We start from the raw sequence: 14,853 nt of genomic DNA, 5'->3' as shown, positions 1-14,853 counted from the left end.
ACAAATTCTACAGTTTTAAATAATAGCGCCGGCAGTAGCTGGCGTTTTTCAATTCAAAATTTTTTGTATTCTTTTATTATTATATCAATCTATATATCAATCTATATGATTATAAATTTCATCAATATTCATTTTGTTTGTATTAATGTGATTTAGATACTCACCTTTTAAACAACTAAAAAAATACTCTATTTCTCTATTATCTAAGGAATTGCCAACTCTGCTCATTGAAGTTTGACAATTCATTTGTTTTACCAATTCTATAACTTCATTACTAGAGTATTGAGAGCCATGATCTGAATGTAATATAAAATTTGATTTATTAATTTTATTTAAAGTATCTATAACTAATTGCGAGTTGTTGTTTTTTGATAAACATCATGATTCAATTTTTTTAGTTTTATGACTAATAGCTGCAGATAAATAGTAATTATTTCCTTCTACCAAACCCGGAATGTAAGAAACATCAGTAGCAATTATATTGTCTATAGTAGGATTATAATTGCGCTTCACTAAATCCTTAAATTTAGTATTAATATTTTTTGATTCTGCTTGTCTTTTTTTAATTCGGGTTTTAATTATAAAACCTCATCTTTTTAGATAGTGCCTTAAAGTTCTATCGTTGATTGACATATGTTTTTCTTTTAATAAAACACTTATTTTTCTGCTACCATATATAAACTTGGACTCCTTTAATATTTCTTCAACTGTGTTTTTTAAATTATTGTATTTATATCTTCTAACTTTTGGTTTTTTGTAAAATGTTGTTCTATGCATTGATATAATTCTTGCTTTCATACTTATGTTTAGAGATTTTATTTTGCTAATCGCATTTCTTTCCTTTTTATCTCTCTGACTTTTTATTCAATCTTCAATTATTTCTCTTTTTTGCTCTTCAGTTAGATCACTAATTATTCCTGGAATATCAGAATCATCTCTTTTTTTGTATCTTCCAGAGCCTTTTTTTCTATTTAAACTTTTCATACCATAATTATCTACTAAATAAGTTTTTTGTTTTATTCTTTTTTTAATAAATTGTGAAAATTTAATCTGTTTTGCTTTAATTATACGATATTCTTGTTCTGCAATTTGAATTCCTTGTTTTTTATATATTTGAATTATTTTCATTCATTCTTCTACAGTTAGGTTTTTTGACATAAAAAATTCTACACCTCTTTCTAGTGTAGAATTTATTTTTCCCAGTTTATATTAAAAGTTTTTTTATTTTTGTTAAATAAATTTTATTTTTAATTTCTTTAAAATAGTACTTTATAATGGGAATCTTTTAAACAGATACAATTTGCTCTAAAACACTTATTTACTTATAATAAATAATATATTAAAAGGAGAAAGTATGAAAAAATTATTAAGTTTTTTAGGAGCTATGAGCTTAGTTGCGTCAAGTGGCTCAGTTGCAATTGCTTGTAAAAAAGAGGCAAACCCAGTTGTATATGAGGATACTAAAAATGAAGCAGTAGCTCAAAACCCCAAGGCAGAGGCTTTAACACAATATGTTAAAACACTTTATGCTAATCAATTTTCATTAAGTGATATTGGTTTAGACGTTTCTAATGGAATAAAAGACCTTCATTATAGTCCAAGTGAATATTTTAGTTGAATTCAAAAACAAAATATAAATGATTTAAATTTTTCACAAGGTATCAGTAATGATTATAAAGCATATAGTGATAGTAAATATAGTGAAGCATTTGATCAATACTTTGATAGTAAATTAATACATGACAATACAAATATCGACGACTCAATTTATAAAGGTGGAGTTATCGATTCTCAAAATGCAATTCCAAGTTTCGTTGGAACAATCAATACAATATTACCAATAATCGCTAAAAGTTTCGTAAATATTGATGGAAGTGGAATAGCTGATTTATTAAAAACTTTGTTATCATTTGAATCATTAATAGGAAGTTTTAAACAAACTATTGATCCAATTGTTGATTCATTAACCGCTGATGATAATGCAGTTTTAAAAGAACTTGAAAGTGCACTATCTTTCACAGATCAAGAAACAACATATGTTGATGCAATTCAAAATAGTATTATTGCACTTGCAAAATCTATTAGTGGATTAGCAAAAAAATCAAGTGAAGACATCAAAGATTTTACATCTGCTTCAAAAAGCATAGCTAAAAATCTTAAGGGTTTAATCGATGGAAGCATTAGTTTTTCATTTGATATGAGTGCTGTTAAATATATTGGAGGAATAGTAAAATTTGTAAGAGTATTACTATTATATCTTGATAGTTTTGATGAAAATGCAGTTACAGAAACACAATTAACTGTTGATGATGTTTTAAGAGTTAAACAGGGTGCGATTTTAAAAATTAACAATGAAAAACTTAATTCGCTAGATATTAAAAAATTAATTGGAATTTTGAAAAAAATGACAGATGATAAAGATGGTCAAGGATTGTTAATTTTTAAGAATGTTGTAAATATTTTATTTAGTACTCATGATACTCTTAACTACAAAGGTGATGATGAAGTTTCAATTGGTGGTACTAATGGTAAAACTTATGAAAATGAAAAAGAAATATATGGAAGAATTTTAGGAGACCTTATTATAGAAGTTGTCGGAAGTGAAAAAATGAATGCTGCTTAAACTGGGAAAAACAAATTCTACAGTTTTAAATAATAGCGCCGGCAGTAGCTGGCGTTTTTCAATTCAAAATTTTTTGTATTCTTTTATTATTATATCAATCTATATATCAATCTATATGATTATAAATTTCATCAATATTCATTTTGTTTGTATTAATGTGATTTAGATACTCACCTTTTAAACAACTAAAAAAATACTCTATTTCTCTATTATCTAAGGAATTGCCAACTCTGCTCATTGAAGTTTGACAATTCATTTGTTTTACCAATTCTATAACTTCATTACTAGAGTATTGAGAGCCATGATCTGAATGTAATATAAAATTTGATTTATTAATTTTATTTAAAGTATCTATAACTAATTGCGAGTTGTTGTTTTTTGATAAACATCATGATTCAATTTTTTTAGTTTTATGACTAATAGCTGCAGATAAATAGTAATTATTTCCTTCTACCAAACCCGGAATGTAAGAAACATCAGTAGCAATTATATTGTCTATAGTAGGATTATAATTGCGCTTCACTAAATCCTTAAATTTAGTATTAATATTTTTTGATTCTGCTTGTCTTTTTTTAATTCGGGTTTTAATTATAAAACCTCATCTTTTTAGATAGTGCCTTAAAGTTCTATCGTTGATTGACATATGTTTTTCTTTTAATAAAACACTTATTTTTCTGCTACCATATATAAACTTGGACTCCTTTAATATTTCTTCAACTGTGTTTTTTAAATTATTGTATTTATATCTTCTAACTTTTGGTTTTTTGTAAAATGTTGTTCTATGCATTGATATAATTCTTGCTTTCATACTTATGTTTAGAGATTTTATTTTGCTAATCGCATTTCTTTCCTTTTTATCTCTCTGACTTTTTATTCAATCTTCAATTATTTCTCTTTTTTGCTCTTCAGTTAGATCACTAATTATTCCTGGAATATCAGAATCATCTCTTTTTTTGTATCTTCCAGAGCCTTTTTTTCTATTTAAACTTTTCATACCATAATTATCTACTAAATAAGTTTTTTGTTTTATTCTTTTTTTAATAAATTGTGAAAATTTAATCTGTTTTGCTTTAATTATACGATATTCTTGTTCTGCAATTTGAATTCCTTGTTTTTTATATATTTGAATTATTTTCATTCATTCTTCTACAGTTAGGTTTTTTGACATAAAAAATTCTACACCTCTTTCTAGTGTAGAATTTATTTTTCCCAGTTTAGCTGGAGCTGATTTATTTATTGCCAATACAATTAAGTCACTTATAAATTTAGGGATAGGCTATAGTAGTGGTGGAAGTATAACGGTAGCAATTCTTACACTTAGTTTTGAGAAAGTTTTAAGTTTGCTACCTTCTTTTGCTGATAGTCTTCCAGAGTTTTTAAGACCAATAATCAAGAAAATTGATGGAGCTGGTGAGTGAGATAAGTTTACTTCGGATTGAATAAAATATTTATGATACGATGAAAGTGGATTAGCTGGTATAAGTATTAAAAAAATACTTACAGAGCCACTTAGCGGTTTAATCAATATGTTTAGTGCATTTGGAGGGGGTTCAGAAACTAAAGCCAATGCTTCAGGAAAATTCGATAACCCAAGCGATTCTTACTTGCAATCATATTTGATGTCAAAATCAATCAAAGACATTGTAAATGATTTTAATGAAAGTTTAAGCGGTGCTGATGTTAAACCTTTTGACTTTACTTCTTTTGCAAATGTATGCAAGGCTTTATACAAAAGTGAAAAATACAATTTAGCAACAGCATGAAAATCTTCAAAACCATTGCACGGACTAGGTTTAAATGATAATGGAACAACAATCCAAGACTCTCCAATGTATTTTTTAGAAAAAATGCTAAAAGATAATAGAGCTATGTTATTAGGTGTGTTCAATCTGATTCAAGACTACATAAATGAAATGACAAGAAATTTAGATAACCTTAAAAAAACATATCAAACTGTAGGTAACATGCTGGACATAAATTACACAGTAGAATCGGATACTAAATTTATTTATGAGCTTAAATACAATGATAAATCTATAAAATTTCAAATTGAGTTAGCTGATTACAAAAATAAAAGTTATATTTCAGCAATTTCAGTTGTAGAGTAGGGAGAAGAATTATGAAAAAGTTATTAAGTTTATTAGCTTCATTCGGTTTGATAACAACTACATCTATAACAGCTATTTCTTGTAGTTCAAAACCAGAAATCAAAGATTTAAGCAATTTCACAGCTGAAGATTTAATATTAAATCCAGAAACAGATGAACAAGAAGATGTAGAATCAGCTGCAATTGATAAAATTAATCAAGTGCTAAGTATTAGTGTAAAAAAAGGAGTTGACTTCACTGTAGAATTTAAAAAAGCCAACATTTTGAAGGATGGTTACTTGATTGTTCAGTCTACACCAAGCAGTCAAACAATAAGTGGTCAAGTAACATTTAATGTAAAATATGTTGGAGATCCTGCTTTACAAGATATACAAGATCAAATATCTTCAATTGGAAATAATACAATGAGAGTATCAGTTTCAAAAGACGGAGACAGTAGAACTTTATTAAAAGCGTCAGTGGGCGAAGGAAGTTCTGATTTCATAGATAATGTTGTAGTTGATAATTCAACTATAAAAGAAAATAAATTTGGTGTATCTTATAATGCAAAAAAAGCTGGTACTGCAACAATAGTTTTGAGTTATAGAAAAATAACTAAAGAAGTAAAAATTATTATAAATAAAAACGATTTAGGTATAATTGGAGGATCAAGTTTGATATTAAATCCTTTGTTTAATACACAAAATGCAGCTTCAGAAACTTTCGCTAAAAACATAAGTAAAAAAGTGGGTCATAACATTGATACCACAAGTGATTTCAAAGTCACTAGTTTTAAAGAACCAACTAGTGATTCAAATGGTTCCTTAGGTATTGAGGCACTCTCAACAAGCAATTATATACAAGGATCTGCCTTGTTTAGTATAAACTTTAAGACAGTTGCAACCATCAAAAATCCTGGTGATGATTTGTATGGTTGATTGGGTAGCTCAATGTCATTTGATTTAAGTATGGAAAATGCAAACGGAGTTACAATACCAACTGTAACATTAGATTCTGATAGTGTTGGACAAATAAGTGATATAGTTGTTTCTCCAACCGAGGATATTAATAAGTTTGTAGTTAATTATGTTGGTACAAAAGAAGGTGATGCCAGCATAACAATATCTTATGGAGAAAATAAAGAAAAACTAAAAACCAAAATTACGATAAAAGAAGATAAAAGAGTTGATATCTCAACTTTATCAGGAGAGCAATTAGTTCTTTATCCAACTAGTGCTTATGATTCAACAGTAAGTAAATTTATAGTGGACACACTAAATAAATATTTCCCTGATAAAAAAATTAGTAGTGATGACTTAGATATTAAAAATGATCTTCCGAAAATTAATGACTTAGGTGACGTATCTGATGGGACATCAACCGTTACTTCTGTAGAAAGAAGTGAGTTAGTAAAAGGAAGTGTGAAATTTACAGTAAAATATCCTGTAAAAGATATTTCACAAGTTTTTACATCAAGCAAATCTCAACTTGGACCTATATTATTCGATGGTGATAAACCCGATAAAGAACAACTTATGAAAGCAATAAATAAAAAACTTGGTTTTATTGGTCCTAAATTTTACATAAACAGTTTTGATATTATAAAACAAGATGCCACATCAGCAACTATAACAGGAAAAAACTCATTAAAGGGTGAAGCAACAGTTACTTACTCTAAAGCAAATCCTATTGATTTAAATCAAATAAAATCTAAGGATTTGGGAGAAATAAAAGGAGCAACCGAAAATGTTAAAATAAATATGATTGTTTCAAAAATTAAACAAATCGATCCAGATCAATTTGGTAAGATATCTACATCAGATGTAGAGTTTGCAAATCCAGATGAAGTTACAAACACTAAGGCTGTTATAAGAGCTAAAAAAGACTCAATTTTAGCAAAAGGTCAAGTAGAATTAACTTTTAATTACATAAGAAATTAATAATAAATATTTTGTACTAACTTTAAAAACTTATTTTTGAATAAGTTTTTTTTAATTAAAAAAGAAAAAATTTATTAAACTTTTGGGTGTATTATAATCTAAATTACGAAAAGAGGTATAGATGTGGAAAATCAATTAAATTATAAAGTTTTTGAGAATTTTTTGGAAAAACTTGACAATAATAAAAAACAAACCGAACAAATTCGTAACACTTTTTTAACTAAAAAAAATAGTTTAAAAACAAACTTTATAAATAAAAAAATTAATAGAATGGAGTATATAGAAAGCAAAAAGAGTAATAAAAAATGTTTCAATTCACAAATAAAAAACCAAACATCAGTGGAAAAAAAATTAATTTTAGAGGGTAATCAAATATATGAAAATCTAGTTTTAGAAATTAATAAAAACAAAAAGTGATTTAATAAAATGGTTGGTACAAAAACATTGAAAATTATTGGAATAATTATATTACCAATATTAATTTCAATCGGTATATTGATTGATTACTTGGTGGTAAAACCTCACAACCAAAACGCAAATAAGTCTACTGAATGAGTGGGAATTGGAATATCTATAGCTCTACTTGTCTTGGAGTTTTTGCTAATAACATTCTTGATTCATTTTTCATCTAAAAAATTTATATTTGATACCTTTAATAAAGGTTGGGTTTGTTACACTGTTGGTTTTACTGCAAGTTTTTTTGATACTTTAGGGGTAGGCTCATTTGCCACAAATACTGGGTTATTAAAATCTATAAAATATATAAAAGATGATAAAAAATTACCAGGTACATTAAATTTTGGAATGGCAATCCCAAACTTATTGGCAGGGATTTTACTTATGGGAAGTATAGAAATTGATATGACTACCTTTGCAAGTTTTGTTATTTGCGCAGTTTGTGGAACAATCATAGGTAACTCAATAGTTAACAAAATTAACAAAAAACTTGTTGCACTGATTATGGGGATAGTTTTAGCAATTAGTGCTTTATTGATGTTGATGAATGCAAAGGGAATAGAACTATTACCACAAGGAGATGCAAAAGGTGTATCTGATGTATGGTGAAAATTATTAGTCGGTTGTTTAGTGTTTATTGTTCTAGGAATGTTAATTAGTTTTGGAGTTGGTCTTTATGCACCGGCTATGATACTAATTTCGTTATTACAAATGGACTTTCTGGTTTGTTTCCCAGTTATGGCGTGTTCATCAGGTCTTACTATGCACATAAATGTTTATAAATTTTATCGCAGTGATAACTATATGCCAAGAACAAGTTTCTTGTTGACACTTGGGGGAACAACCGGTGTAATAGTATCATACTTAATTTTTTTTCTTGGAATAGAAACATTAGGTGGTGTACCACAAAAAGGAATAAGTGATGTATTTAAATGAATAAGTGTTTTTGTCATAGCTTATTCATCATACTCACTTTTAAAAGGATATTATAAACAGGTTAAAAAAGACAAACAAGATAAAATAAGTTCCGTTAATAATGACAGCAAATAAATAAATAAAAAATCTGACTTAAGTCAGATTTTTTATTTTATATCGTTTTTACTATTTCCTGTTTTAATGATACTGTCTAAGTTTTCAAAACTAATATCTACCATATCTTTAACTGCTTGATCTGTATAACTTCCTAAGTGAGGAGTAAATAATACTCTTGGTTTTAAATCAAATAACTTTTGATAAATATCATTTGGAATATTATCTTGATGTTTTTTAAAGAATACAATTGATTCATTTTCTAATGTGTCTAATGCTACTTGCTTGATTTTATTATTTTGCATAAACTCATATAAATCTTCATAATTGATTAGCTCACCACGTGCTGCATTAACAATTATAATTTGATCTTTAATGTGTTTAAATAAATCTTTATTAATAAAATGCTCATTTTGTCCTTTAATATATGGACAATGTAAAGATACTAAATCACAAGTTTCAAAAATTTCTTCAAGTGTTTTATATTCAAGTAAATCACTAACATCATTTCTTGGATACAGGTCATAACCATATATTTTAGCGCCCATGCCTTTTCAAGCTTTAGCACATTCTAAACCAATTCTTCCTGTACCAATGATACCAATAGTTGAATTTCTAACTTCTTTTGAAAACATTTTTTCATCAACTGTGAAATCCTTATTTGCCATTTTTTCGTACATATAAATAATGTTTCTAAACATAGCAATACCAGTTGAAAACGCTAGTTCACTTACAGAGTTTGGAGAATAAAATGGAACATATGCCATTTTAAATCCAAGTTCTTTTGCATAATCCAAATCTATGTGGTTTGTTCCAACTGTTCTTGTAAGTAAGTATTTAACTCCAAATTCTTTCATTTTATCTAAATTTTGTTTGTCTGCAGCACAATTCGCTCTCAACAAAACAGCTTCATGACCTTTAATAAGATCAATGTTATCATGTGTTAATAATTCACTAGTTAGAGTTAAGTCATAATTATAATTTTTGTTTGAAAGTTCAAAAATTGGTTTTTCTACATCTCTAACACCGAAACAGATTATTTTCATATTTTTTTTCTCCTTATTATTAAACAAACATTGGTAAACTACCAACTGCTGTTGCTACTATTACTCATAATGGAAGAGTAACGATTGATAATAATGTCGACAAGGTGGTTAAGTTACTTGCAACCTCAGGTGCTTTGTTGTATGAAATTGAATAAGCAACAACAACATTAGCCGGTGGAGCTGCTGTCATAATTACCATTGCAGCCATACTTGTCATTTTAAATGAGAAAGAATTTGTATAATGACCAAGGCTTGCAACCCCAATTATCATTAATAATATAATGGTTGGTGCTACAACAACTTTAACAACTGAAGCATATCAAAGCATTTTATCTTTCATAGCTTCTTTTAAATTTCCTTTGTTCATTGTCATACCAATTGCTAATCAAGCAAGTGGTGTACAAATTGCTTGTAGAGTTACCAAGATTTTATCTATTGGAGGTAATAACTTATCAACTCTTAAAGGTGAAAAGTTTTGTCCTTTTCCATCATATGGTGGTACACAATTAATACCTGGAATTAATTGTGTAGCTCAGATAATAAATCCCACAAATGTTGCAATTAAAATTGGATTTACAAAAATATTTTTTAAAGTTTGTTTTTTAATTTTTTTAGCTTCAAGTAACTCAACCTCAGTCATTTCACTTTTTGCTTTTTTAACAGTTGTAGCCATTGTTTTTTTACTCATAATAATAAATGCAAATGAATATAAAAATACTCTATAAGGAATATTAAATATATTTGCACTTGTACTACTATCACTATATAAAGCAGTTACAACTGGTATTCCAAAGAATGTTGTTGATGCAAGAGCAATACACATTGCTAATGTATCTTGAATGTCTTTTTCTTTTTTTAAAAAAAAGTATTTTGATATAAAAATCATAATCGCATAAAATGCAAAACCTGTAAGTAAAACAGCCATCTCTGATTTAAGACTTTCTAAACTAGCGTCATTTAAAAAACCTTTTAATGCAAGTGCAGGTAAACCTACAACCATAACTATTTTGATCATCACTTTTTCTCATTCTTGCTTAAATATTTTTTTGTATGCTAATAAGTATCCCAAAAATATAACAGCAATAGTTGCGATAATTGGTGATCACATACTTCACGATTTAAGCGTACTGATTAAAGCGTCCGATATACTTGCGTACATAATAAATTGTCTCCTTTAACTTTAAAATAATACATTAAAAAAAATCAATAGTCTATTTAAAATATTAATAAAAAACTAAATAAATATAATTTAAAGGGATTTACAAAAAGTAAATGAGTTTAAGACCAATGTAAAATAGAAAAAAGGTCTTTAAATAACCTTCAATTAGATTTATTGTTATTTGGTTGTTCAAAGATCAAGCCTAATATGAGATTTTTTAAGATAACTGAGTAAATCTAATATTAACTACATAATAAAACTTTATTTACAAAATTCAGTAGAAGTAATTTGTAAATCAAATCAACTTAACAAAATAAATTTTAATGTGAATAAAAAATTACAATTTAATAAATTATTAATGTAATTATATAAAATATTATTTTAAAAATAGCTAATTTTTGTTGATTAGACATAAAAAAACCGGGGCTAACTAAAAATCATAACTACTCTACCAAAAATGAAAAGTTTAATGAGCTGCGACATAATCTAATATAATTAGTAACAATCTTTTTTAAAATTAATAACAAAGAGTTATAATTTTCAATCAAGTTTATTAATATTGTTCTATTTAATTAAACTTTAATTTTATGAAATACTTTACTTAGAAAAATTTAATACATATTTTTTTATAAGAATTGTTCTCATCTAGTTCAAAGAGCTTTATGCTAAAAATAATTTTATTAGATAAATATTTTATATAAATATCAGAATTATCAGCTCTTTCAAAATTTAATTTTAGATTATATATTTTATTAAAAGGTTTTAAACAAGAGTTTAAATCGTCTATTGTAGTTTGCAAAATATTAAATCAACTACTTATGAAATCAATATTGGATGCTAGTAATTCTTTAAAATAATACATAGGTGAATTAAATTCAACAGTAAAATCTTGTTTAACACCCAACAGTAATCATAAGTTTTTCTCATTTATATTTAAAAATTTCAAGTCTATAAAACTTAAAAATAAAGACTCAACTAAATTAAAATTTACAAGATTATTTCTTTTATTATGAGTTTTTATAAAACAGATGTTTATTATTTCCTTGACAGATTTACTAAAAAAATATGTTTTTAAATCGATTATGTTTAAAGAATTATTATAATTAAAACTTTTTTTATTTATAATTAATTTTTCTAAATTAATAATTTTTTGAATTAATAAAAATATAGATTCTTCTAACAAATTTTTTAGATTAATACCTATAAGATTTTTTTCGTCTAATCAAATATAACTAATAAAGTTGTCGGTAAATTTTTCTCACTCCTTTGAATTAATTTTAACTTTATTGATTAATCCTTGTAAAAAAGGTGGTAAGTATTTTCTAAACTTAGGCATATTATGTAATATTTTAGGTATATCAAAAAAATTTAGAAGAGATCCACCACTGTTGTATCCAATCACTCAATTAATCAACGCTTTTAATAAGTTTTTCGTATATATTTTATATTTTTTAAAAACTAAGCTAAATTCAATAGTATTTTCACCCATTAATTCTATTAGAATATCAACTAAAATCTTCGCATAAACCTCACTTATGCTCTCATACTCTATTTTTAGTTTACCCCCTTTAATATCTACTTCATCTTTACCTTTGTAACCATGAATGTTATGGGTGCTAAAAAATATGTTAAGTATATTTTTTAAAATATTTTCTCCTTTATTGTTGTGGTTATTTACAATACTTTTTAAAACTAAAAGAAAGTTGTTTGCGTCAAAATAATTTAAGTTTATATTTTTAATATTTTTTTTTCTAACTTCTAAAACATCATCAATAGTTAAAATCTCATCAATAATTTTATTTACATCAAATATATTAAAGTAATTTATAACCACTTTAAAAAATTCAATTAGACCAGGTAATCATTCATGCATTTTTTCAAATCATTTTATTTCTAAATTATTGTTAATTAAGTTTTTTACAATTTTTGCTATAGTTTCTGATGCAGTATTAAAATCCTTTATATAATAGTTTTCACCTGTTAAAATATTCAAAGATTTAGCAAAACTAATTACACTATCTTGAATTAACTCGTAGTAAAACATTTTATTATTGTAATTGAATGAAAATGATTTTGCTAACTCTTTAGCTAACTTTTGCTCGTCTTTTAATAATAAAAATATTAATTTTTGCAACTTATCCATAACATCACCCTGTTAATATAATTATATCTAAATTAAATTATTTTTAAACACTTAAAAAGTACAGGTAATAGATTATGTTATAATTTTTTTATAAGCGAGGAAAGAAAAATGAAGAAAGTATTGAGTTTTTTGATGTCTGTAAATCTAGTTGGCTCATCAAGTATAATGGCGGTTTCATGTAAAAATTATGCTCGCGAAGAGAATAGGGCCAACTTAAATGCAATATATCCATCGGATCGTGATTGAAATATTTTGAACGTTAATTCAGATGATTTAGAAACTGTTAAAAATGCAGTTATAGAGAGTTTAAAAAAGTATAAAAAAGTTGAGGTTAAAGAAACAGAAGATATAATTTTTGAAAATTATGTGCCACCCTCAAGCATTGATAGGGGTTCAATTATTGTTACAGCAGTTCCATCAAGTAAGGTGGTTACAGGTTCATCAATTATTTGTTTTGTTATCTTTAAAAAAGATTTAAAAACTCTTAAAGATAAATATCCAATAATTTCTCCTGAAGCAAATACTGAAGCAAGTGCATTTATGTTAATTAAAAAAATCATTAAACAAGAGTTAGATAAAGAAGTTAATGTCAAAAGAACTGATGCTAAAGTTGTTAGCTTTAATCCTGCAACAAAAGAATCAAACGGATCAATAAAAGTTGTTGCTTATGATGATAGTTATTTGGTTGAAGGTGAAATTACTTTTGCAACAAAATATGCTGGTTCAACAAATAGTTAATCAAGATATACATTGCAAAATATAATTTTAAAATTAGAAGTAGATATCATTTTTAACAAAAAATTCAAAAACATATATTTATATAACAAAATAAAGTATTAATTTTATTTTGTTTTTTTATATAGAAAAAAGGAAGCTAAGTAGACCAGTTGTATATACAACTGGTTTTTATATTAGAAAGGAAAATATGCCTAGAAAGTATAGTGAAGATTTAAAAAAGAATGCCTTAAAAAGGTATTGGTCAGGAGAAAATTTAGATAAAATCGCTTTAGAAATGAATATTAAGGCTGGTTCTCAATTAATAAGAATTTGAGATAAAAAAAGTAAACTTACTCATTATGATAGTAGAATTAAAACATGCAAAGAAGTTGAAATAATGAGTAAAAAATTAAAAAAAGAATTTGTATCTAAGGATTTAAAAACAAAAGAAAAAGAAAATAAAGTTTTAAAAGAAAAAATTAGACTTTTAGAAAAACAATTAAAGTTCGAAAAAGAAGAAAAGATATTAGCAATGGCAAGTAAAGAAATTTTGGAAAAGTCCATACCTTCTTGCACAGCAACTATAATGTTGAACATGTTGAAGATGAGCAAGAAGGACAAGATAATGATAATGGCAACAAAAGCTTATAAACATTATGCATGCTGTCAAATATATTATTTTATTGCTAAGCATGGTATGGGGACTAATAGATTAATTAGTTATTTTAAAATTCATAAAAATACATTTTCTAAGTTTAAACTAAAAAATAATTTAGAGAACCCAATAATTATATTTAAAAATGGTCTATATTTTAATGATTTACCAAATTTTAATAGTCCTAAATATACAATAGCCAAAAAACTAATAATAGACTATAATCTAAAAAATAATAGTTTAGCAAGCGGCGCAAATTTAATAAGTAAGTGAATTTATGTAAATAAAGGCGTAAAAGTATCTGAAAAAATGATTAGAAAAATTAGAGTAGATCATCCATGAATATTAAATAATCCAAGTAGAAAGAAACGTAGTGTTAAGAAATCAGAATCAAAAAAACATAATATCTATGTTAGAGAAGACTTGGTGGAAATGAATTATAGTCGACCAAATATAATTGGTATGGATGGAACAAACTTTAAGATATTTTTAAATAATGGAAAAAACAGAAGTAAAATTAATTGTTTAATATCATATGATTGAGAAAAAAGAACTATAGTTAGTTATAGTTTTGATAAAAGTGAAAATTCAAATAGTGCATTATCTGTTTTTAAAGAAACAAATAACTATGCCATTGAAAAAGCAAATCAAAAGATAATACAATCTGATAGAGGTTCTGCCTTTGCTAATGAGCTTATTTTTAACTATGTAAATGAAAATGATTTTATAGTTCATTCTATGTCTAAAAAAGGCTTTAAACATAATGCACCAACCGAAAGTCTAAATGGATGAATTAAACAAAAATTTTATAAAACTTTTGGTAATAAATTTGAAAATAAGGAGAATTTTTATTATTATTTTAAGAAGTTCTCAAATATTTACAATAATTTACAACAAATAAAATATAATTTTAATATATAAAAGACCATTTATTATATTTGCAAATGGTCTACTTAACTTCCGTTATTCTTATATAATTATTTTATGAGTGTTTATAT

General features: G+C 25.8%; 11 protein-coding genes. 6 read left to right on the top strand and 5 right to left on the bottom strand.

Annotation, left to right across the window (positions count from 1 at the left end; translation table 4 throughout):
- Positions 1-15: 15 nt before the first annotated feature.
- Positions 16-1,158 carry an IS3 family transposase gene (locus tag SHELI_RS05965; RefSeq protein ID WP_084449221.1) on the bottom strand — a complete coding sequence of 381 codons (1,143 nt, stop codon included), beginning with the start codon at positions 1,156-1,158 and terminating at the stop codon, positions 16-18.
- Between the two features lie 196 nt (positions 1,159-1,354).
- Between SHELI_RS05965 and SHELI_RS05380 the strand changes: the two genes are divergently transcribed.
- Positions 1,355-2,623: a lipoprotein gene (locus SHELI_RS05380; RefSeq protein ID WP_069117383.1), complete on the top strand. Its 1,269-nt coding sequence runs from the start codon at positions 1,355-1,357 to the stop codon at positions 2,621-2,623.
- 25 nt (positions 2,624-2,648) lie between these two features.
- On the opposite strand, the gene SHELI_RS05960 is transcribed toward SHELI_RS05380, so the two are convergent.
- Positions 2,649-3,791 carry an IS3 family transposase gene (locus SHELI_RS05960; RefSeq protein WP_084449221.1) on the bottom strand — a complete coding sequence of 381 codons (1,143 nt, stop codon included), beginning with the start codon at positions 3,789-3,791 and terminating at the stop codon, positions 2,649-2,651.
- A 172-nt stretch (positions 3,792-3,963) separates the two neighbouring features.
- Between SHELI_RS05960 and SHELI_RS05370 the strand changes: the two genes are divergently transcribed.
- The 3 genes from SHELI_RS05370 (at position 3,964) to SHELI_RS05360 (ending at position 8,156) form a co-directional block, all read left to right on the top strand.
- Positions 3,964-4,731: a hypothetical protein gene (locus SHELI_RS05370; RefSeq protein ID WP_069117381.1), complete on the top strand. Its 768-nt coding sequence runs from the start codon at positions 3,964-3,966 to the stop codon at positions 4,729-4,731.
- Between the two features lie 11 nt (positions 4,732-4,742).
- On the top strand, positions 4,743-6,650 hold the full coding sequence (locus tag SHELI_RS05365; RefSeq protein WP_069117379.1) for a lipoprotein: 1,908 nt from the start codon (positions 4,743-4,745) through the stop codon (positions 6,648-6,650).
- A 123-nt stretch (positions 6,651-6,773) separates the two neighbouring features.
- Positions 6,774-8,156, top strand: coding sequence for a sulfite exporter TauE/SafE family protein (locus SHELI_RS05360; protein ID WP_069117377.1), 1,383 nt, complete (start codon positions 6,774-6,776; stop codon positions 8,154-8,156).
- A 32-nt stretch (positions 8,157-8,188) separates the two neighbouring features.
- Here SHELI_RS05360 and SHELI_RS05355 read toward each other — a convergent pair whose 3' ends face one another.
- The 3 genes from SHELI_RS05355 to SHELI_RS05345 form a co-directional block, all read right to left on the bottom strand.
- Positions 8,189-9,181 (bottom strand): NAD(P)-dependent oxidoreductase, encoded by a 993-nt coding sequence (locus tag SHELI_RS05355; protein ID WP_069117375.1) that lies wholly within the window; start codon positions 9,179-9,181, stop codon positions 8,189-8,191.
- 19 nt (positions 9,182-9,200) lie between these two features.
- Complete coding sequence (locus SHELI_RS05350) at positions 9,201-10,340, bottom strand: AEC family transporter (protein WP_069117373.1); 1,140 nt, start codon at positions 10,338-10,340, stop codon at positions 9,201-9,203.
- Between the two features lie 601 nt (positions 10,341-10,941).
- Positions 10,942-12,483, bottom strand: coding sequence for a hypothetical protein (locus SHELI_RS05345; protein ID WP_069117372.1), 1,542 nt, complete (start codon positions 12,481-12,483; stop codon positions 10,942-10,944).
- Between the two features lie 108 nt (positions 12,484-12,591).
- On the opposite strand from SHELI_RS05345, the gene SHELI_RS05340 reads away from it, so the two are divergent.
- Complete coding sequence (locus SHELI_RS05340) at positions 12,592-13,221, top strand: hypothetical protein (protein ID WP_069117371.1); 630 nt, start codon at positions 12,592-12,594, stop codon at positions 13,219-13,221.
- A gap of 187 nt (positions 13,222-13,408) precedes the next feature.
- A complete protein-coding gene (locus SHELI_RS05335; protein ID WP_069116225.1) occupies positions 13,409-14,776 on the top strand; it encodes a hypothetical protein in 1,368 nt (455 codons plus the stop codon).
- Positions 14,777-14,853: the final 77 nt, after the last annotated feature.

Source organism: Spiroplasma helicoides (assembly GCF_001715535.1).
Taxonomy (GTDB): Bacteria; Bacillota_I; Bacilli_A; order Mycoplasmatales; family Mycoplasmataceae; genus Spiroplasma_A; species Spiroplasma_A helicoides.
The sequence above is the reverse complement of the archived record's forward strand: the minus strand, read 5'-3'. Positions and strand labels throughout refer to the sequence as shown.